Origin of the sequence: Shewanella jiangmenensis (assembly GCF_018596335.1) — a bacterium.
Taxonomy (GTDB): Bacteria; Pseudomonadota; Gammaproteobacteria; order Enterobacterales; family Shewanellaceae; genus Shewanella; species Shewanella jiangmenensis.
On record NZ_JAHEPS010000001.1, the window covers coordinates 332,979 to 354,681 of the forward strand.

Annotated in this window: 16 protein-coding genes; 12 read left to right on the forward strand and 4 right to left on the reverse strand. The window is 55.8% G+C overall.

Annotation, left to right across the window (positions count from 1 at the left end; genetic code table 11):
* Positions 1–10 precede the first annotated feature (10 nt).
* From KJI95_RS01555 to KJI95_RS01600, 10 genes are all read left to right on the forward strand, one after another.
* Positions 11–2,116: an MtrB/PioB family decaheme-associated outer membrane protein gene (locus KJI95_RS01555; RefSeq protein ID WP_214505410.1), complete on the forward strand. Its 2,106-nt coding sequence runs from the start codon at positions 11–13 to the stop codon at positions 2,114–2,116.
* Positions 2,117–2,150: 34 nt separating this feature from the next.
* Positions 2,151–4,070, forward strand: a complete 1,920-nt coding sequence (locus KJI95_RS01560) for an OmcA/MtrC family decaheme c-type cytochrome (protein WP_214505411.1) — start codon at positions 2,151–2,153, stop codon at positions 4,068–4,070.
* 411 nt (positions 4,071–4,481) lie between these two features.
* Positions 4,482–6,674 carry an OmcA/MtrC family decaheme c-type cytochrome gene (locus KJI95_RS01565; protein WP_214505412.1) on the forward strand — a complete coding sequence of 731 codons (2,193 nt, stop codon included), beginning with the start codon at positions 4,482–4,484 and terminating at the stop codon, positions 6,672–6,674.
* A 386-nt stretch (positions 6,675–7,060) separates the two neighbouring features.
* Complete coding sequence (locus tag KJI95_RS01570; RefSeq protein WP_214505413.1) at positions 7,061–9,031, forward strand: OmcA/MtrC family decaheme c-type cytochrome; 1,971 nt, start codon at positions 7,061–7,063, stop codon at positions 9,029–9,031.
* A 133-nt stretch (positions 9,032–9,164) separates the two neighbouring features.
* Positions 9,165–10,085, forward strand: a complete 921-nt coding sequence (locus KJI95_RS01575) for a DmsE family decaheme c-type cytochrome (protein WP_432653779.1) — start codon at positions 9,165–9,167, stop codon at positions 10,083–10,085.
* A gap of 12 nt (positions 10,086–10,097) precedes the next feature.
* A complete protein-coding gene (locus KJI95_RS01580; RefSeq protein WP_214505415.1) occupies positions 10,098–12,179 on the forward strand; it encodes an MtrB/PioB family decaheme-associated outer membrane protein in 2,082 nt (693 codons plus the stop codon).
* A gap of 264 nt (positions 12,180–12,443) precedes the next feature.
* Complete coding sequence (locus KJI95_RS01585) at positions 12,444–13,529, forward strand: M35 family metalloendopeptidase (protein ID WP_214505416.1); 1,086 nt, start codon at positions 12,444–12,446, stop codon at positions 13,527–13,529.
* A gap of 216 nt (positions 13,530–13,745) precedes the next feature.
* Positions 13,746–14,327: a hypothetical protein gene (locus KJI95_RS01590; protein WP_214505417.1), complete on the forward strand. Its 582-nt coding sequence runs from the start codon at positions 13,746–13,748 to the stop codon at positions 14,325–14,327.
* A complete protein-coding gene (locus tag KJI95_RS01595) occupies positions 14,324–14,911 on the forward strand; it encodes a uracil-DNA glycosylase family protein (RefSeq protein WP_214505418.1) in 588 nt (195 codons plus the stop codon). The genes KJI95_RS01590 and KJI95_RS01595 overlap by 4 nt, the downstream gene beginning before the upstream one ends.
* Positions 14,912–14,955: 44 nt before the next feature.
* The gene (locus KJI95_RS01600; RefSeq protein ID WP_214505419.1) at positions 14,956–15,921 is read left to right on the forward strand and encodes a sensor domain-containing diguanylate cyclase; all 966 of its coding nucleotides are present in this window, start codon (positions 14,956–14,958) and stop codon (positions 15,919–15,921) included.
* A gap of 95 nt (positions 15,922–16,016) precedes the next feature.
* Here the strand turns inward: KJI95_RS01600 and KJI95_RS01605 are convergent, their stop codons facing one another.
* Positions 16,017–17,060, reverse strand: a complete 1,044-nt coding sequence (locus KJI95_RS01605) for an alkene reductase (protein ID WP_214505420.1) — start codon at positions 17,058–17,060, stop codon at positions 16,017–16,019.
* A gap of 127 nt (positions 17,061–17,187) precedes the next feature.
* Between KJI95_RS01605 and KJI95_RS01610 the strand changes: the two genes are divergently transcribed.
* On the forward strand, positions 17,188–17,766 hold the full coding sequence (locus KJI95_RS01610; protein ID WP_214505421.1) for a TetR/AcrR family transcriptional regulator: 579 nt from the start codon (positions 17,188–17,190) through the stop codon (positions 17,764–17,766).
* A gap of 287 nt (positions 17,767–18,053) precedes the next feature.
* Here the strand turns inward: KJI95_RS01610 and KJI95_RS19415 are convergent, their stop codons facing one another.
* Positions 18,054–18,293 carry a TIGR02922 family protein gene (locus KJI95_RS19415; RefSeq protein WP_349356708.1) on the reverse strand — a complete coding sequence of 80 codons (240 nt, stop codon included), beginning with the start codon at positions 18,291–18,293 and terminating at the stop codon, positions 18,054–18,056.
* 361 nt (positions 18,294–18,654) lie between these two features.
* Here KJI95_RS19415 and KJI95_RS01620 point away from each other — a divergent pair, with 361 nt between their 5' ends.
* Positions 18,655–19,377: a YebC/PmpR family DNA-binding transcriptional regulator gene (locus tag KJI95_RS01620; protein WP_214505422.1), complete on the forward strand. Its 723-nt coding sequence runs from the start codon at positions 18,655–18,657 to the stop codon at positions 19,375–19,377.
* A 94-nt stretch (positions 19,378–19,471) separates the two neighbouring features.
* Here KJI95_RS01620 and KJI95_RS01625 read toward each other — a convergent pair whose 3' ends face one another.
* On the reverse strand, positions 19,472–19,807 hold the full coding sequence (locus KJI95_RS01625) for a YegP family protein (RefSeq protein ID WP_214505423.1): 336 nt from the start codon (positions 19,805–19,807) through the stop codon (positions 19,472–19,474).
* Between the two features lie 200 nt (positions 19,808–20,007).
* A complete protein-coding gene (locus KJI95_RS01630) occupies positions 20,008–21,558 on the reverse strand; it encodes a POT-type proton-dependent oligopeptide transporter (protein WP_214505424.1) in 1,551 nt (516 codons plus the stop codon).
* Positions 21,559–21,703: the final 145 nt, after the last annotated feature.

Genomic DNA, 21,703 nt, shown 5'->3' on the forward strand with positions numbered 1-21,703 from the left:
GGAGGACACGATGAACACCCCTATCACAGTGCGCTTAACTCTTGTCAGCCTGGCCATTGCCGCGGCTCTGAGCCCCATCGCCTACGCACAGGGCGGCTACGGACTTAAAGATGCCAACCGCAGCGCGGTTAAAAAAGAAGCCTGGGTATGTAAAGGCTGCACCAGCAACATCGAAAATAAAGGCGTTGTCACCCTGGGTATTGCCACCCAGGATGGCGACGACAGTCATATTGGCAATACCACGGGCACAGATTCCGATGGCGGCGCAGTCAGTGTGAGCGGCAATCTAAGGCAGCGCAAAGAAGACGGCACCCGCCTTGATGCCCAAGCCCACAAACTGGGTTTTGATGACGGCAGCGCCTCGCTTACCTTAAGAAGCCCTGGCCACTACCAGATTTACCTTAATTATCAGGCGCTCACCCGCTTTGATGCTGAGGGCTTAACGCCTTACCTAAGCGCTGGCGGTCAGCTTTCGCTGCCGGATGACTGGCAAAGCGCCGGTACCACCGCTGGCATGACAGGCCTTGCCAACAGCAATCCTGTCAAGCTTGAGAAAAAGCGCCAGCGCTTTGAACTTGGCGGCGAGGTGTCAGGTGATGGTTTTGATTCAGCAATGAATTTTCGCCACGAAACCCGTGAAGGCGCCCAGCGCAGCAGCGTGAATTTGCTCACCAACGCCGCCATGGTTGCCAAACCCATAGACGACAGCACTGATACCCTCGATGCCAGCGTCAGCTTTCGCCGTGATGGATTTCTTGGCGCTATTAATGGCCAGGTCAGCAAGTACAGCAACCAATACCAGAAGCTGGCCTTCGACAATGCCTTTTACCCCACCTTTGGCGCAGCCTACGGTGGCCAGATGGCGGTCGACCCGGACAATCAGGCGTTCAGCCTAGGCTCGAGTCTGCAATTTTTTGAAGGAAGGCAGCAGGCACTGATGCACCTGCGCTTTGCCCGCATGAGTCAGGACGAGGCGCTGCTTGATGCCACAGTCACAGGGCCAAGCCCGCAGTTGCCCATCGCCGCCGTCGACAATCAGGTCGATGTAATGGAGCTTGGGCTGCGTTACAGCAACCGCCCGACCCGGGAGCTCAGTCTTAAGGCCAGTTACGATTTTCGCGACCGCGACAACAAAACCCCGGAATACCTGTTCCCGCAGGTGGTTACCGACAGTATTTACCGCGGCGACGCCTGGAATAAGCCCTACGACCGAACCCGTCAGCAGTTGGCGCTTGGCGCCCAGTACCGCTTTAGCCGCAGCTGGGATTTAAGCAGTGACTACAGTTACGAGCACAACAGTTACAACCTGCTCAGCCGCGACTCGGTGTTCGAACACCGCATTGATGCAGCGCTGCGCGGCCAGATCCTGCCAAACTGGCAGATCAGATTGATTGGCGAAGCCGCCGACCGCCGTGGCGGCAACTATGAGGCCAGCGATTATACCGAGCGCGCCAACCAAAGCGCGATGCGCCAGTACTTTTTAGCCGACCGGGACAAGCGTGAAATCAAGCTGATGACAGATCACAGCTTTGATGCGCTGTCGCTGCAGTTCAATCTGCACACAGGCAACGAAGACTACAGCGATAATGACAACAGCCTCGGCCTCAGCGAAGTGCGCTACACCGGCTTTGGTCTTAATGGCAGTTACCCCATTGCCGACAACATTCACCTCAATGCCTTTGTCGGTAAAGACTGGCGCGACAGCGAGCAGGCAGGCAGCAGCACAGGTGTAAGCCGCTGGTTTGCCGAAAACCGCGATGAAAACACCTCAGTCAGCCTTGGCATTAAATGGGACAAACTCTGGGACGATAAGCTGACCCTGGGCAGCGACTACCTTTACAGCGACGGCAGCAGCGATACCGAAGTCAGTCAGGGGCTGCAAAGTCTCTACGGCCCATACAGCGCCACCCGTCATACCCTCAAAAGCTGGGCGGATTATCGTTTGAATGAGTCTATGTCACTGAGATTTGACTGGATTTATGAGGACTACCGCGACATGGACTGGGCCAACGATAACCTGGCGATGGATGCCATTCCCAACGTCATCCTGCTTGGGGATTTGAGTCATGACTATCAGGCCCACTATTTCGGATTCAGCTTCAGTTACCAGTGGTAAATCGCTTGGCGGCACGCACGGAAGGAACGCAGCAATGAAAAAATATAATGACCAGACCTTTACAACCGGTTGGCGCCTGCCACTTGTGGGCGCAGCCCTGCTCGCCTTGTCCGCCTGCGGCGGAGGCGATGGCGAGCCGGGTAACCCCGGCGATCCGGGCGGTGAACCCGCCATGGACATTCAAAGCCTTAAGGTCGAGTTTATGGACATCGGCCTTACCGACGGCGTCGCTACGGTCAAATACCGGGTCACCAATCAGGACGATAAAGTCGTGGTTGGTATTCCTTCCGCCACCTTTATTGCCGCCCAGTTGGTTCCCGAAGGCTTTACCGGCGCAGGTAATGCCAGCACCTGGCAGCATTTTACCGCCGAAACCTGTGCGTCCACCTGCCCGGGCACCTATACCGACCTGAAAACCGGCATCTACACCTACAGTTTCAGCGCGCCGCTCGATGGCATGAATGGCCAGACACTGCAGCCGGGCGCGACCCAGCGACTGGTAATCAAACTTGGCGGCGACAAGCTGGCCGATGGCACCGCTCTGCCCATCACCAATGCCCATAAAGACTGGCAAAGTGGCGGAGAGCCAGCTTACAGCCGCGACATAGTCGCCATCGACACCTGTAACAGCTGCCACAATAACCTCGCCTTCCATGGCGGCAAGTACAATCAGGTAGAGACCTGCGTGACCTGCCACAACAGCAGCAAAGTCTCCAATCCGGCCAATGTGTTTGCGCCCATGGTGCACGGCAAACACTTAACCGGCTTCCCCAAACCCATTTCCGACTGCGAAACCTGCCACAAAGCCGACGATAAACTCGCGGACAACCAGAACTGGCACACTGTCCCCACCATGGAAGCCTGCGGCAGTTGCCATACCGCCATTAACTTCCCCGTCGGTGAAGGCCACCCAGCCCAGCCCAATAACGCAAACTGCGTGGCCTGTCACAACCCGGATTGGACCGCCAATGTTCACTCCGGCGGCGACAATGAAGCCGTGCTGGCAAGCGTTAAGGCGGACATCGTCTCAGCAAGCCTCAGCGGCACCACGGTTAATGTGGGGGTGAAACTCAGCAATCCTCAGACCGGTGAAGTGTACGGCTCAGCCGATACCCTGGCGTTTATTTCAGATCTTCGGGTTTACGCCAACTGGGGCGGCAGCATGGATTACACCACCCGCAGCGCCCGCTCTATCCGGTTGCAAAGCACCGCCCCCGAGTCCGGCGCCGATGGTGTATATACCTATGCCATCAGTGGGTTAACCATACCCGCAGGCACCGAGGCCGACACCGGTACTCTCGCATTGCAGGGACGCCTGTGCGCCCTCGATGGCAAGCTCACCGCCTGCGCCGAAGGCATTGAGACTGTGGTAATGAAATCCAGCCACAGCTTTTTTAATGCCACTGCACTTACGGCCACAGGCCGGCGCACAGTCGTTACCAACGACACCTGCGGTAGTTGCCATGGCATCCAGCAGCTTAATTTCCACGGCGCCCGCAACGACCTCGAAGGCCAGTGCCAGGTGTGTCACAACCACAATATGCAAGCCGATGCCACTGCAGCCAACCCAGCGCACACCACGGCGGACTTCAAGCAGCTTATTCACGCGCTGCACCGGGGCAAGTTTGCCGGATTTGAAACCCTCAATTACCCAGGTGACATCGGCAATTGCGCCCAGTGCCACGCCAAGGGCGACAATGGCGTACTGACAGTCGCCTTACCCCTGTCATCTGCGGTGCAGCCAATGGCGCTCAACGACGGCAGCTTTACCAGCCCCACTGCGGCGGTATGCAGCAGCTGCCACGAGAGCGACAGCGCCAAAAACCACATGACCCAACAGGGCGGCGTGTTTGCCGGCAGCAAGGCCGATGCCTCCGCAGGCACCGAAAGCTGTGCCACCTGCCACGGTCAGGGCGGCTTTGTGGATGTGCTGAAAGTACACCCCATCAAGTGATGAACCCAGGCCGGTTGGATAACCTCTGACCGGCCTGACGGTTAACCAAGTGCTATGAGGATAAGGTTAAGCATCAGCAGCAATCATCAGCAAACCAAGGCCCGTGTTGATACGACTTGATGCATGTTAAACGCAGTCCGGCTAAACCCTTAGGGCCTACCATGGTCTGTACATGCGGATTTTTATCCACAGTAATCCGGCACTCGAACCTGATTACTGCAGCGACAAAAATACCTCTAAAGAAATAGTCAGAACCAAGTCACAGATCCGACCTAAATTGACTGCGAAATGCTCACACCTTGGATAGCCTTGGAGATGGAAGCTCAATTCCACACATCGTACGGGGTTAATAGGAATTATTCTTATCTACCAACAAGTTCGGTGATAACTAAAACTATTGCAGGGAATACCATGATGAAAGGGTTCAACTTCAATGCCGCGACAAAAGCGATATTGGGTGCCGGCCTACTGTCTTTAACGCTCGTCGGTTGCGGCAGCGACGGCAAAGACGGTGAAGACGGCAAGGATGGGGTCATCGGCGTCGATATCGCCGCCACATCCACCCTGAAAGCCACCTTTACCAACGCGACTGTGGACGCCGGTAAGCTCAGTGTCGACTTCACGCTGGAAAACGCCAACGGCGTGGCCGTGCTGGGTCTGACCAAAGATCACGATTTACGCTTTGGCATAGCTCAGCTGGCTAAAGTGACTGAAAAAGTGGGTGAAGGCGATGCCGCCGTGGATGCCGACCGAGGCTTCCAGTGGCAGGCCTATATCAACGCCAAGAAAGACCCCAACCCAAGTTGGGTGCCTGAAGGCGACAAAGACATCAATCCATCGGCGCAGCTTCAGGCCAACGTAGAGGCCGCCGCCAAGTGCGACACCTGTCTGGTTGACCATGGTGACGGTACTTATACCTACACCTTCCAGACCAACATCGCCAACGTCACCGAGCCGCTCAAAGTGGCCTTCGACGCCAACAACACCCACAGAGCGACCCTGGAGCTGGAACTGCCTCAGGTCACCGCCAACGCCCATTACGACTGGCAACCTGCCTCCGGCAAGACCGACGGCATTCAGACCCGTGATGTGGTCAGCATCGAGAGCTGCTACACCTGTCACCAGCCGGAAAGCCTCAAGCTGCACGGCGGCCGTCGTATTGATCTTGAAAACTGCGCCTCGTGCCACACTTACACCTCAGGCGACCCTGAGACCGGCAACAGCGTTGATTTCACATACATGATCCACGCCATCCACAAGGGTGAACACCGCCTGACCTACTCCCCCACCGAGGAGAAAATGGTTCAGGAGCCCTACAAAGTCATAGGCTATGGCGGCGGCGTGCATGACTACAGCAAGGTGATGTACCCACAGGGTCCGGCCGCTGACTGCGCAGCCTGTCACAAAGAAGGTAACGGCGCACCGGCCAATGCCGACCTGTTCAAGGCCGATATCAGCAACAACGCCTGTATCGCCTGTCACACTGAGCTGCCATCCGACACCCACTACAAGTACAACTCAGGCACCAACTGCATGAGCTGTCACGGTGAAGGCGGCTATGCCCGCAGCGCCGAAGAAGCCCACGGCGATGTGCTCAAAGCCTTTGACGAAACCAAGGCCATGTCGGTGAAATTCAGCAATATCACCACCGATGCCAACGGCAAGTTCGCCTTCAAGGTGCAGGTGCTGGATAAAGACGGCAATGCCATCGACAAAGAGTACCTCGACCTGTCAAGCCGCGTGGTTATGGCATGGGACAGCAACAAGGACTACCCGACCGAAGTCAAGGGTTCAGGCTACGGCGACCGTCGTATCGCTCTGAGTGAAGGCAGCTACGATGCCGCCGACAAGAGCTTCAGCCTGGCCGCCACCAAGGTGAACCTGCCGGCTGATGCCAATGGCAAAACCTTTGAGCTCTGGTCAGCACTGAAAGTCTGCTTCAATAACGGCGGTTATGGCCGTCCCGAAGTGGTGATGACCAGCTGCGCCACCGAAGGCGTGCGCAAGATTGAAGTCAAAGATGCTCCGCTTAACTTTGTGTGGAAAGACGGCGCTGCCGATCTGAGCGCCAAAGCCGCGGCGCGCCGTGAAATCATCGATGCCGCCAAGTGTCAGGGCTGTCACAACCAGCAGGTGTATCACTACGACAACGGCGTGAACTGCCAGACCTGTCACGTGTCTGAAAAGACGCTCAAGTCTGACAGCGCCTACCCGGGTGGTAAGAAGCCAACCAGCTTCGCCTACAAGGCTCACGGCGCCGAAGGTCACTACCTCAAGTATGCCGGTGCCCAAACAGGCACAGTGCTGAAGTCTGACTGCAGCACCTGTCACACCGACAAGGGCATTACCCTTGGCCGTGCACCAGAGCGCGTATGGCGCTTCGGTGACAAGGACAACGGCGGCGTGGATATCTGGGTATCTTCCGATGCCGGTGCGTGCCTGAGCTGTCACCAGAAGTACATGGGTGAGTCAGCCAAGTCTCACATCGAGACCAACGGCGGGATCCTGAACGGTACCAGCCCTGACGACGTACGTACCCGTGCCAAGGAAAGCTGCTCTACCTGTCACAGCCCAGAGCAAATCCGTGGCCTGCACAGCAAGTAAATCCGGTTTTTAACCTACACAACGGGGAGCTCAGGCTCCCCGTTTTTTTAAGCCGCACCATGCCCTTTTTTGGCGCTGAAACCGCACAATTTCATCCCGATTTTGGCTCAATCCTCACCCACTCGCTGCAACAAATTTTTGCTGAAAAAATCTGCTTTTTTTGATCTGAAACAGCTTTATTTCACCTGCCTCACTACCACTTTTGAAATAGCCGGATCCAGGTCACACATTGGATACATGAGCACAGATTTTCTACCCCCTATGAGGTACCTTTTCCTTGGGGAATTCTATTTCCAACATTGACTTAGATGGCCAAGCCACTAGACGGCGCCCCAAATGGTAAGCCGCCCGGCCACGCAGCAATGTCAACCAATGCAGGGAAAACCATGATGAACGCACATAAAACCAAAATAGCACTGCTCCTGGCAGCAGGCGCCCTGGGCCTCAGCGCCTGCGGCGGCAGCGATGGCAGCGACGGCAACCCCGGCAATCCCGGCGGTGAACCCGCCGGTGCCATCAAGGAACTTCATTTCAGCTTTGACAACACCCGCATCAATGACGGCGTCACTGCCGTTGAGTTTTCGGTCACCAACGAAGAAGACAAGCCCGTGGTAGGCCTGCAAAAGATGCGCTTTTATGCCGAGCAGCTGCTGCCGGAAGGCGCCAGCGGAGCCGGTAACAGCTCCCAGTGGGAATACCTGCTGGACGAAACCTGTGATCTGCCAGCACAAAAATGCCCCGGCACCTTCGTTGACCATAAAAATGGCCGCTACAGCTACACCTTCAAGGCCAATCTGGCCGAGTCTACCCGCGCCACCTACAAGGCAGAGCTTGCCCAGCGCCTGGTGATCCGCAACTACAACACGCCGCTGCCGGATGGCACCGCCGTGCCCGGCACCACTGCCCTTATCGACTTTATGGGCGACAGCGGTGCCGATGCCTACTACACCCGCAAAATAGTGGCCACCGAAAGCTGTAACGCCTGTCACGGCGATGTGCAGGAAGCTGGCCACATGACCGGCGATGTGAACTTCTGCGCCAGCTGCCACACTCCGGGCCGTGTGAGTGACGGTAAAGAATTCAACGTGTTTATCCACGACATCCACTTTGAGCTGGATGCCGCCGACAACAAAATTAAACCCGCCTTTGGGGTTGCGGCGCTGGAAAACTGCCAGAGCTGTCACGTTGAAAAAGAAGCCGCACCTGACTGGGCCAACTGGAGCCGTATTCCGACTGCCCAAAGCTGTGGCAGCTGCCACACCAACATCGACTTTGCCGCCGGTAAAGGCCACTCCCAGCAGGTGGATAACAGCAACTGCGTAGCCTGTCACAACAGCGACTGGACTGCCGAGCTGCACTCAGCCCAGGGCATGGCCGCCAAGGCACTGGTTGCCAAACTGGGCATGAATGGCGCGCTTAAAGGCAACGATGACAACACCGCCACCTTAAGCCTTGCCATCACAGATGCAGCAGGCACCGCAGTTGATGCCACAAGCCTTATCAGCAAAATTCAGCGTATCGAAACCATCACCAACGTTGGCCCCAACTTCCCCATCATGGGCTACAACCCAAGCCCGGGTAACGGCCAAAAGAAAGTGACCAAGGATCTGGTGAAAGCCGGCGCATTGCAAAGCGGCGTGACTGTGGTTGACGGCAAGCTGGTGTTCACCACCCCTGTGCTGCCCTTTGGCAGTGGCGATGCCAACACCGCCTTTACCTTTATTGGTCTGGAAATGTGCGTCAGTGGCAGCGAGTTTGTTGACTGCGCCACCGGTGTAGCCACCCAAACCATGAAGGCCGAGCTGGTACACGCAGCCAAGGCCGGTGAAACCGCGAACTTCCGTCATATCGACTCAGTGAACTTCGCCAGCTGTCAGGGCTGTCACGGCGAAACCTTTGATATTCACAAGGGTTACCATGCCGGTTTCATCATGAGCGACCAGCTTGGCCGCGACGTTAACGGCAAACTCACTGTGGGTGTGGATGCCTGCGTGGCCTGTCATACTCCTGACGGCACCTACGCCGGAGGCGCCAACAAGGGCGCGTTTGAGATGAAGCTGCACGTGGTTCACGGTAAAGAAGCGGTTATCAATAACTGCAGCCAGTGCCACAACGACTTCAACCTCGACGCCTTCAAAGCCAAGGGTGCGCTGGCCACTTCCGCCGGTAAGTACACCACGCCAATCACGGCCACCTGTACCTCTTGCCACGCGCCAGAGAGCATTGGCCACGGTCTGACCAACATGGGGGCGATTGTCGACGGCGACTACGTCGAAGCCAATCAGGCGGCGCAGCAGGAAACCTGTCTGTTCTGCCACAAGCCGACTGTCGCGGACCACAAAGTGGTGAAAATGTAATTTGCCTTGTCCCGGGGAGAGTCCGCTCTCCCCTTCTCCCGGAAAGGTCAAATAAGGAAGTAAGATGATGAAAACAAGACCCCTGTCAGCCGTCCTCGGCTCGCTGCTTCTCGGTGGTCTGCTTGCCCTTGGCATGCATGGCCCCGCACAGGCCGCGAAATGGGACGCCAAAATGACGCCCCAAGAGGTTGAAGCCACCCTGGACAAGAAGTTTGCCGAAGGCAACTACTCCCCCAAGGGCGCCGATTCCTGCCTGATGTGCCACAAAAAATCTGAAAAAGTGATGGATTTGTTTAAAGGTGTCCATGGCGCCACCGACTCCAGCAAGAGCCCGATGGCCGGGCTGCAATGTGAGTCGTGCCACGGCCCGATGGGCAACCATAACAAGGGCGGTAACGAGCCGATGATCACCTTCGGCAAAGACTCCACCCTAAGCGCCGACAAGCAAAACAGCGTCTGTATGTCCTGTCACCAGGACGACAAGCGCATGGCCTGGAACGGTGGTCACCATGAAAACGCCGATGTTGCCTGCGCCTCGTGCCACAGCGTGCACACAGCCAAAGACCCTGTGCTGTCCAAGAGCACCGAGATGGAAGTCTGTACCAGCTGCCACACCAAGCAGAAAACCGACCTGAATAAGCGCTCAAGCCATCCGCTCAAGTGGGCGCAAATGGTGTGCAGTGACTGCCACAACCCCCACGGCAGCTTAGGCGAAGCCGGTCTGGTCAAGCCCAGCATCAATGAAACCTGCTACGCCTGTCACGCCGAGAAACGCGGCCCAAAATTGTGGGAACACGCGCCGGTGACCGAAAACTGCGCCGCGTGCCACAATCCCCACGGCAGTGTTAACGATGCGATGCTCAAGACCCGCGCCCCCATGCTGTGTCAGGAATGTCACGCCAGCGACGGCCACGCCAGTCGCGCCAATCTGGGTAACACCGGCCTTGGCGGCGAAATGGGCGACAACGCCTTTACCGGCGCCAGAAGCTGTCTGAACTGCCACAGTCAGGTGCATGGCTCCAACCATCCATCCGGCAAATTGCTGCAACGTTAAGGAGGCGCCATCATGAGATTTCCACTCAATATGATCACATTGGCGCTGCTGGCAGCCTCGGCGCAGGCCCTGGCCGGTGGCTACAGCCTGCAAAACGCCAACACCGACAAGGTAAAGTTTGATGCCTGGAGCTGCAAAGGCTGCGCCCTTGAAACCGGCACTGCGGGTAACGTGGGAGTCGGTATCGGCTATCAGGACAGTGACGATATCCGCTCGGCCAACAGTTTTGGCAGCGATAACGAGGTGCCTTACAAGCTCGATGCCGATGTCCGTCACCTGACTGAGTCTGGCTATCGCACCGAATTCAGCGCCGAAAACCTTGGCATGGACAATGGCCGCGCCAACGTAAGCACAGGTCGCCCTGGCAGCTACAACATCAGTTTGGACTACCGCAGCATCAAAACCTGGGACTCCAATACTGTAGTCAGCCCCTTTCAAGGCATAAGCTCGGGTAACCTCACCCTGCCCGGTGACTGGGTGTACTCCGGCTCAAGCGATGGCATGAGCGGGCTTGCCGCAGCGAGTCCCTTTGAGCTGTCACTCAAGCGTGAGCGCGCAGGTCTTGGCTTTGACTATCAAAGCGACTCGCCCTTTGCCACCTACGTTAACTTCCAGCGGGAAGAAAAGTCTGGCATCAAAACCGCGTCAGGCAGTTTCTTCAACCAATCCATCATGCTGCCGGAGCCTGTGGATTACACCACAGACACAGTCGAAGCCGGCATCAAGATGAAAGGCGACCACGGTTTCCTTGCGCTGGTGTATAACGGCAGCCGTTTCTCCAATGGCTACAGTGAGCTGACATTCGATAACCCCTTCCACCCCACCTTTGGGGCGGCAAGGAGCGGCACCATGGCGCTTGACCCCGACAATCAGGCCCATACCGTGTCGCTGCAGGGGCTGTACAACGATGGCAGCAATCAGCTGACCGGCAGGATGATGGCAGGCCAGATGAGTCAGGATCAGGCACTGGTAACCACAGGCTATCGCTACAGCCTGCCCACCGATGCTATGGATGCGAAAGTGGATTTGCTCGGCATGGATTTGAAGGCCAGCAGCCGCATCAGCAAGGATCTGCGCCTGTCCGGCAGCTACAGTTACAGCGACCGCGACAACCAGACCCAGGTTGAAGAATGGACCCAGATAAGCATCAACAATGTTAATGGCAAGGTTGCCTACAACACCCCGTACGATTACACCAGCCACAGATTCAAGGCCGGTGCTGACTACCGTATCAGTCGTGGCATCAAGCTCGACGGCGGACTCGATTACCGGGTAGATGAGCGCAGCTATCAGGACAGGGAAACCACCGACGAGACCACAGGCTGGGCGCGGCTGAAACTCAGCAGCTTCGAGCACTGGGACATTGCCCTTAAAGGCAGCTACGGCAAACGTGGCGGCAGTGAGTATGAAGCCAGCGAATGGACCTCATCCGAGAATAACCCTTTGCTTCGCAAGTACTATCTGGCCGACCGTAACCGCACTCAGACTGAGCTTCGCGTTACCCACAGCCCGCTCGACAGCCTGAGCCTGGATTTTGGCGTACGCTACGCGCTGGATGATTACGATGCCACCGAAGTCGGTCTGACCGAGTCGAAAGATCTTGGCTATGATGCAAGCCTCAGTTGGCAGCTCACCGACAAGCTGCTGCTTAGCAGCTTCTACACTCACCAGACCATAGATTCGGCCCAGGCCGGCAGCAGCCGCTTTGGCGCCGCCAACTGGTTCTCAGACATCGAAGATCAAGTGGATGTCTATGGCCTGGGACTGGCGTGGAACGACCTGATGGACAGCCGCCTCAAGCTTGGATTGGATTACAGCTATTCAGACTCTTCCAGTTCAACCCAGGTGCGTCAGGGCATCACCGGCGACTACGGCGATTATTTTGCCAAAGTGCATAACGTCAATCTCTATGCCCAATATCAGGCCAGCGAGCGGATGGCGCTCAGGCTCGATTACCGGATGGAGAACTACAAAGACAACGATGCCGCCAACGACTTCGCCGTCGATGGGATCTGGAATCTGGTGGGCTTTGGACCGCTCAATCACGACTACAACGCCCATCTGGTGATGCTGAGCATTAATTACCGGCTGTAAGCGTTAATGTAAAATCCAACCACAGCAAAAGCCCGCCAACGCGGGCTTTTTTATTTTTATCGGCGTAAAAAGCGCTTATACAGCACGATAACCCTTAAAAATAACCTTCTCACGCCCTAAGCGACGGCTAATTGGCAAAAACCGCAAAAAAGCGGTTGCTATCCCCTGAACAAAAGACTTACACTGCATCTTGTTACATTTAAATAACAATAATAACAACAAAAGATACAAATCCAGACCAAACAACGTTCAGGACAAGCACCCATGAAACACACAGCCCTGTTTAACACCGCCCTCGTGGCAGGCTTACTGTTTTCCACCTCTGCGCTGGCCGATGGCATCCGCGCCAGTTTGGAAATGAGCAAACAACAATATGCCGCCAACGAAGATGTGACGGTACGTGTCACCCTCACCAACGACGAAAAAGTGCCGGTTAAGGTGCTGAAATGGTACACAGCCGCCGACGGCGTGGAAGAATCCCTGTTCAAGGTATCGGTAAACGGTGAAGCCCGTCCGTATCTTGGCGCCCACTACAAACGCCCCGCCCCTGAAACCAAAGACTATATCAAACTCAAAGCCGGTGAGAGCGTAAGCTACGAAGTCGAATTGTCGTCCCTGTATGACATGACAGAGCAAGGCAGCTACGACATCGCCTACAGCGTAAGCTCGCTGCAATTGTTTGCCCCCAACCCCGGCCAGCAGCAAAAGCTTGCCCGCCTCGGTATTGCCGGTATTCAGTCTGGATCAGTGAGCTTCTTCCACGATGGCATTGAAGCCAAGGGCGCCGGCAAAGGTCAGCCAGGTGGCGGCACCGGCGGCGGTTCAACCGATGGCGTGAGCTTCACCGGCCGCTGCTCCAACAGCCAGATGAGCGATACCCTTGCAGGCCTTGCTGCCGCAAAATCCATGGCGGCCGACGCCAAGGGCTACCTTGCCGGTAACAACAACCCATCGGCATCGGTGCGCTACAACACCTGGTTTGGCGCCTTTAATACCAGCCGCTGGAATACCGTAAGCGGCAACTTCAGCAGCATAGACTCGGCGCTTAACACCCAGCCGCTGACCTTCGATTGCAGCTGCAAAAAGAGCTACTACGCCTACGTGTATCCAACTCAGCCATACAAGATTTACCTCTGTAACGCCTTCTGGAGCGCGCCGGTTTCCGGCACAGATTCCAAAGGCGGCACCATAGTGCATGAAATGAGTCACTTTAACGTGGTCGCCGGCACCGACGATATTGTCTACGGCCAGAGCGGCGCCAAGAACCTGGCCCAGACCAATCCGGATCAGGCCATTCAAAACGCCGACAGCCACGAATATTTTGCCGAAAATACCCCGTTCCAAAACTAAGGCACCATAACAGGATGCCTGCGTGAAGCAGGCATCCCTGATACAGCTTCACACTTACCTTGTGAATTTTGGGCAGAGGATCTGCCCCTTTTTTTATCTTTTTGCCGCCAAAGCGTGAGAAACACCCAAAAGCCACGATAAAGCGCGCTTTCCCCGTTGCAACGCCTTGCAGTTTAGGAGATGGTAAATCATCGTTTCCGCCGTTTCAGGCCCACAATGAACCACAAAATTGTCGCCATTTTACCCGCAGCCCTGCTCGCGCTGCTCCTAAGCACCCTTTTTCCGGCCAATGCGTGGGCGTTCGACCGCTCAGGCTCAATCACAACCATGGTGTTAATACTGGGCCTTGGCAGTTTTACCCTGCTTAACCTTATCAGTCAGTTTGCCTTTTATCTGTCCGGATTTTATCGCTCAGCCCGCTTTGCCCGTCGTCATGTCATCCTGTCGCTGTTGCCGGTGGCGGCCGCGGTACTTTTTGTCATTCTGAACGCACAGCACTTTGGCGGATTGATGATGGACATGGGTCTCGTCCTCGTTGCACTGGCACTGGCGCTGCTGCCATTGCTTGTTGCCGATAAGCCCGCCCCCGAGCGGCCATGGGTAAGTCTCCTCGCTGCCGCCCTGATGCTGGCAGCAGGCTTTGTGGTGGCGCCCATCACCGCCTTTGCCCTTATCCTTGCCCATGTAAGCCTTAATTACCTGAAAGGACACAGCCGCTTTGGCGCCCTGCTTATCATCGCCATCGGCTATCCGTTTCTTGGGGTATATCTTTATCAGTTTATTGGCAAACTCGGATGACATCGCTCGGAGCACTCCTTGATGAAATCCGCAGCTGTACCCTGTGCAGCGATTTACCGCTTGGGCCCAAGCCCATTTTGCAGGCCAGCAGCAAGGCTAAAATCCTGATTGCCGGCCAGGCACCCGGCGCCAAAACCCACGCAAAAGGCTTACCCTTTGATGATGCCAGCGGCGAAAGGTTAAGGGACTGGCTGGGGGTATCGCGGCACACCTTTTATGACCCTGAGTGTTTTGCCATAGCGCCGATGGGCTTTTGTTATCCGGGCACCATGACAAAAAACGGCAAACGCAGCGCCGACTTACCACCAAGGCCTGAGTGCGCCAGCGCCTGGCGAGCGAGGCTTTTAAGCCAATTGCCAAATATTAAGCTCACGCTGGTGCTTGGCCGTCACGCCCTCGACTGGCACCTGCCCGGCCATCCGGGACTCACAGCAAGCATCAATCACTGGCAGCAACATTGGCCGGCGCTGATGGTGCTGCCCCACCCAAGCCCGCGCAACAACCTGTGGCTGGCTCAGCATCCCGAGTTTACTGCCGAGCACCTCCCCAGACTTAAGCAAGCCGTCGCCGACCTGCTTGGCTGAATCGACTACACTCAAGATCTGGTCAATAAGATGCAGAGGTCGGCATGCGGGCCTACGGTTACCATTCTTTCAGAGAAATTGAAGTCAACGAAATCGACTGGCAGCGCTGGCAGCGGCTGGTCAATACGGTGGCAGAGATGTTCAACGCGCCCGCGGCCTTTATCAATCAGGCCAACACCAAAGGCATCGAAGTGCTGATTGCCTCCGAGCTGCCCACAACCCTGTACGGCCCGGGCGAGGTTTCGGACATCGACAGCAATGTGTACAGCCATTATGTGGTGCAAAGAAACGAGCAGCTTTATGTACCCGACGCAAGCCTTGACCAGCGCTGGCGCGATAATCCCGAGTACCGCGACGACAACTATATCTCCTACCTTGGGATGCCCATCAATTGGCCCGACGGCAGCCCTTTTGGCACCTTATGCGTGATGTCTGACGTCGCCACCGATTACCCAAAAACCTACCTTAAGGTGCTCGAAGTCATTCGCGAAGTCATTAACGCCGACATTGGCCACATGTACCGCGAAAATCAGCTGTTGACCGCAAGCTATGTTGATCCCTTAACCGGCATTTACAACCGCCGCGGTTTTGAAGAAATGTACTGCCAGAATCAGCATCTGGCGCGCCGCCTTGGGCGGCAAATGGTGCTGTTAAGCTTCGATTTGGACAACTTTAAACCCATCAACGACAAGCTTGGCCATGAGGCTGGCGACGCGGTGCTGCGCCACTTCGCCGGCAGTTTGAAACGAAGCTGTCGCAACTGCGATCTGGTGGCGCGCTGGGGCGGGGATGAATTTCTGGTGCTGGCGCACTCAGAGACTGACGATTTGGAAAACAGCCTGCTGCTGCGGCTCGATACCATGCTTGGCGCTGCCGGTGCCCTGCCGGAAATCGGCTACTCGGTTGGCATGCTGAAAATTGATGGCGCGGACGCGCTGTCCCTTAAAGAGCTGCTGCCGAGTGTGGATGAGCGTATGTATCACCACAAACGTTCTAAAAAATCCCCATAAAAAAAACGCGGCCCTTGGCCGCGCTTTTTCGCTCGTTTATCAATTTACCTGTTCACTGCCTTTGAGTACTTTCTGCTGGTAAATGGAACAGCGAGTTAATAAAGCACCGGCAGCTGCTCATCGCTGTATGCCAATACTTCCTGCCCGGCCTTTACCCGCGCCACGTAGTCGTGGTTGGCGATAAAGGGGCGTCCAATCGCAAGCAAATCGAATTTTCCCTCATCGATTGCGCTGGCGCCAGTGTCGGCGCTGTAGCCACCCACGCCAACCAGGGTGTGACGGCTGTGAGCACGCAGGTAGTCACTCACGCGGCCATCGAGGTAGTCGTAATGCACGCTGTCATCAAAAATGCCGCCGTGCAGGTAGGCAAGCTCGCGCTCATCAAGCCTTGCAAGCAGCAAATCAAATACCTCACGGTCACGATTGTCTGGCGCAATGTTGAAATAGGCCGCCGGCGAAATACGCAGCGCCGTACGCCACGCGCCGATGCGCTCAATTACAGCGTCCACCACCTGCAGTGGGAAACGCACCATGTTTTCGGCGCTGCCGCCAAACTCGTCGGTACGGCGGTTAGTATCGTGGTGTAAAAACTCATCAATCATATAGCCGTTGGCGCCATGGATTTCGACCCCATCGAAACCCGCCTCAATGGCGTTTTCAGCCGCCTTGGCGTAGTCCTCAACCAGAGTAGCGATTTCAGCGACTGTCAGCGCCCGCGGCACCAGATAGGCAAGCTCACGCATACGTGGCACTGTGCCTTCGATACCGACGGCAGACGGCGCCAGCACTTCATCTCCACCCCAGAAATGCGGATGGGCGACGCGGCCTGTGTGCCAAAGCTGGGCAAAAATCTTACCGCCCTTTTCGTGCACCGCATCGGTGACCACACGCCAGCCAGCGATTTGCTCCTGGGTAAACAAGCCCGGGGTGTTGGGATAACCCTGACCATCGGCGCGGATAATGGTCGCTTCGCTGATGATAAGGCCCGCATCGGCGCGGCGGGCATAGTAATCCGCCATGGTCTGGGTTGGCACCAGACCCGGCCCCGCCATACAGCGGGTAAGCGGCGCCATCAGAATGCGGTTATTCAGCATCAAACGTTCGTTGAGCACAAAAGGCGTAAAAAGTGACTGGGTCATGGTGGAGGTCCTATTTTGAATGTACGTTCAAGATAAGGTTTCTTGAACAAGCATTCAAGTACTTTTTTGAATGTTCATTCAAATATCTGGTATCCTATGGGCAGGTTCATTGAGAGACGACAGTGTTATGCGCAGTGCAGAATTCGACCGGGAACAGGTGCTCCGCCAGGCCATGCAGGCCTTTATGGTAAAGGGCTACAGCAAGACCAGCATGCAGGATCTGACCCGTGCCACGGGCTTGCACCCGGGCTCGATTTACTGCGCGTTTGAGAATAAACGAGGCCTGCTGCTCGCTGCTATCACCCAGTATCAGGCCGACCGAATGACACAGTTCCAGGCCTGCTTTGCCCGCCACCCCACGGTGATTGCCGGGCTTAATGCCTACCTGGACAACATAGTGGCCGAGTGCCAATGCGGCGCCGACAAGGCCTGCCTGCTGACCAAGTCGCTCAATGAACTTGCCGAGCAGGACGCTGAAATAAGCGCGCTGCTGTGCAAGAGTCTTGGCAACTGCCAAACCGGCCTGACCGGTGAATTTCAGCGCGCTATCGATGGCGGCGAAATACCCGCTACACCGAGCGCCAGCGAGCGGGCCGAGTATTTTCTGATGGGCGTATACGGCCTGCGCACCCTGTCACAAACCCACCCAAGTAAAGCGACGTTGGACCGCCTGGCAAACAAGTTGCTGAAAGACAGCTGCGCCTGACGGCTTATTCCGGAATTGACTCCAAGACTTGAACTTATTCTGTAGATTAAAGCCGGACAGACGTCCCTGACATCAGGGCGTCTTCCCACAGTGGGAACAGCCAGCGCAACAGCAACAAAAATCCCGGACTGGCCGGGATTTTTTGTTACCACAGACGTTTTCACTATGGCTGTGTTCACAGCACTTGTTTCCGCAGTGGCCGGGAGCGCATCGATTTCACAAGCAGCTTCAACTTGCTAAAGGCTAAGGGCTAATGGCGCAGGGGTTGCAGCATCGCGATTATAAGCTCAGCTGAGGCCGAGGTTCTTTTGCGCCCACACCCGCTCACCGAGGGAGTTGAGAATACGGCACTCACCTTCAAGCACGGCAATAATCGATTTACCGTTACGGAATGACTGAGGGATCATCACCCGGCCTGAGTCGCTTACCGGCAAACCGGTCAACACGGCGTTGTGCATGATAAGCCCGGCGGGCGCATCGTAATACAGCACAGTCACGGTAAAACCATTCTCGGTTTCAAAATCCACCAGCTCACTGGCAGAGTTGTCAAATTCGTTTTCTGAGTTACCGCCTTGCATAGGTGACATCTTCCTTATTATCGGAGCGGCTCCCACCGCCGGGGCGCTCTCTTTGTCGAGTATTCAGGGATGGCGTCCTGCCACCTGCCTGCACAGCGCATCACAATTGCCGCTTCAAACTAACATATGACTATAAATATTCACTTTTCGCAATACTCTGTCATCAGCTAGTGTAAGACAAAATTCCGAAAGCGTGAGCTGATGTGCATACCCCGCCACACAATCAGGGCTTTCACTGCGGCGGGTGCACATCGGCCAATAAAGCTGGTAGAATCCGAAAAATTTTTTTGTGCGTTAACGAGAAGACAAGATGGGCAGAGCATATCAGAACCGCAAAGAATCCATGGCGAAAACCGCCACCCAGAAGACCCGGATCTATTCCCGCTACGGGAAAGAGATCTACGTCTGCGCCAAAAACGGCGGCATCGACCCCGACGGTAACCTGTCACTGCGCCGTCTGATTGACCGCGCCAAAAAAGATCAGGTACCGGCCCACGTAATCGAACGTGCCATCGACAAAGCCAAAGGCGGCGGCGGTGAAGACTATGCAACCGCCCGATACGAAGGTTTCGGCCCGGGTAACTGCATGGTGATTGTTGACTGTCTGACCGATAACGGCAAGCGCACCTTCACCGAAGTGCGTCAGGCCTTTGTGAAGAACGATGCCAAGCTCGGCAGCCCGGGCACTGTGGCCCACATGTTTGACCATCTCGCGGTATTCGTGTTTGCCGGCGATAACGATGAAGAAGTGCTCGAGCTTTTGATGGCCGCCGACGTTGACGTATCCGATGTCGAAGTCGAAGACGGCATGGTCAGCGTGTATGCACCGCACACCGAGTTTTTCAAAGCCAAGACCGCACTGACCGAAGCCATGCCCGATATCAATTTCGTGGTGGAAGAAATCAGCTTCGTGGCGCAAAACCAGGCCGATATCAGCGGTGAAGATGTGGCCGTATTCGATAAGTTTATCGCCATGCTGGAAGACTGTGACGACGTACAAAACGTTTATCACAACGCCAACATCATCGAGTAACCATCGATTCGCCAATAAACGATTCGCCAACAAAAAACGCAGCCTTAGCTGCGTTTTTTTATGGCTCGCGTTTAACGGCCTGATTTGTGCTGCCTCAGGCAGTCAAATCCTTGATGGTTGTGGTCGAGCCGTTGGTTTTGACCGACTCAATTCCCTTGTCGCGGGAAGCTTCAGAGGCATACATCTGGCTGGTACCAATGACCTGATGGTTACCGGCCTTGAGGTTGAAAAACGGCTTGCCGTTGGATGCCTCTTTGCGCTCGTAACGCTCATCCAGCGCACAGTTTGCCTGAACAGAGGCAATGCCGTTTTCAGCGCCACTGCGGGCCTTGTACAGCTCGCTCGACAAAATGGTTTCGGCATTGCCGGCTTTCAGTACAAAACGGAACTGGCCATCTGAGCTATTGGATAATTCAAACCAACCTGACATCACTGTCCCCTTACTCGTCATAATTCAATCTGTTAACGCAGCGGCATCTGCCGCAGCTCCAGTTTCAGTCTGCCATGAAGCCCAGGGCAGCACTGCTGCCAATATCACAAATGACGGGTGAGTGTGTCATACATAATTCCGACTTTAACGCCAATTTCAGCATTTAGTATTAAGCGTTAAAGCCGGAGCAGTATATGTCATCAGCCGTTCTCGGAAGCGCGGTAGTGATCCTGCATGGTGTAGCTGCGGGCGTACAGCGCAAAAATGGCGGCCGCCAACAAGGCAAATCCGGCAAAGAAGAACATCTGGAACGCCGTGACCGACATCCCGGTGCCGGCAATCCAACTGCTGAAACCCTCGCTCTTCACACTGGCGTTGGCGAGCAGCACCCACAGGTTGCCCACTGTCACCGACAGGGTCCAAAAGCTCATAATGGTGCCCTTCATTGCCCTTGGCGCCTGGCTGTAGGCAAACTCAAGCCCGGTCGCCGATACCAGCACTTCACCGAAGGTCAGCAGCGCATAGGGCAGAATTTGCCACATGATGGACACGGCGCTGCCGCCATCCATCACCAGCTGAATACTGCCTATCACAATCCACGACAGGCCACTGAACGCGATACCGGCGGCCATTTTACGCAGTGCCGTCAGCTTTACGCCGCCGCGCTCCAGTGCCGGATACAGCACAAAGTTGTTGAAGGGAATAAGCAGCATCACCAGCAAGGGGTTCAGCGCCTGCATCATGGCCGGTTCAAACCACTCGGGTTTGGTCATTTCATTGGCCTGCAAAATCCAGGTTGACGCCTTTTGGTCGAACAAAGACCAAAAGGGCGTGACCAGCGCAAACAGCACCAGAATACGCATCACCGAGCGCACACCTTCCACCGCTTCATCACCGTGGGTGCGGCGGGCACGTTCAAGCTGCATCGAAGCACCAACGCCAACAAAGCCCATCACTAGCACCAGCGCCAGACACAGCGCTGTCACCAGCCCAAGGGTTGGCATATTACCAAGGGCCACCAGCGCCAGCACACAGCCAATGGCCGCGATAAAAAGGCCGCTTCGACCTTCAGCGGCAGGCGTTAGCAGCGCCGTTTTCAGCACAGGCAAAAAGCCGTTGGGATCTTTAGGCTCTGCCGGCATGTGCACGTAGCGGTGGCGACCGGCCCAGAAAAACACCGTGGCGATAAACATCAGAATGCCCGGAATACCGAACGCGACCGCCGGGCCAAAGTGCTTGAGCAGCAGCGGCATGGTCAGGGACGCAAAGAAGGAGCCGAAGTTGATGGTGAAATAAAACATGTCGAAAGCTTTTTGCGCCAGCGACTTGTTACTCTTATCAAACTGATCTCCCATAAAGGATGACACCAGCGGTTTGATGCCGCCCGAGCCAAGGGCAATCAAAAAGAGGCCGGTGTAAAAACCGGTTTTACTGTCTTCAAACACCGCCAGAAACGCATGCCCCACGCAGTACAGCAGCGACAGCCACAAAATGGTGTGATACTTGCCAAAAAAACGGTCAGCGAGCCAACCGCCAAGCAAGGGGAAAAAGTACACGCCAATCACAAAGGAGTGAAACACATCCTTGGCTTCGCCGGCCCGCAGATGCTCGGGCACCGACAGCAAAAGCGCCGTCATCAAAAAGGGAGTCAGAATATTGCGCATGCCATAAAAGCTGAAACGCTCGCACGCCTCAGAGGCAATAATGTAAGGGATCTGCCGCGGCCATTGTCCCGTGTTGCTCTTTGCCATGATTATCCTTATTAGAATGAGGTCGAACGCTCAATCCTACAGCCTTTGGCGCGGCAATGCATTGACGCCGCGCTCGGTTTGACCAGTGAGTCAACTGCCTGACAGACATGCAGCTTCCTGCCACAGTGGCATTTTTTGCCTACAC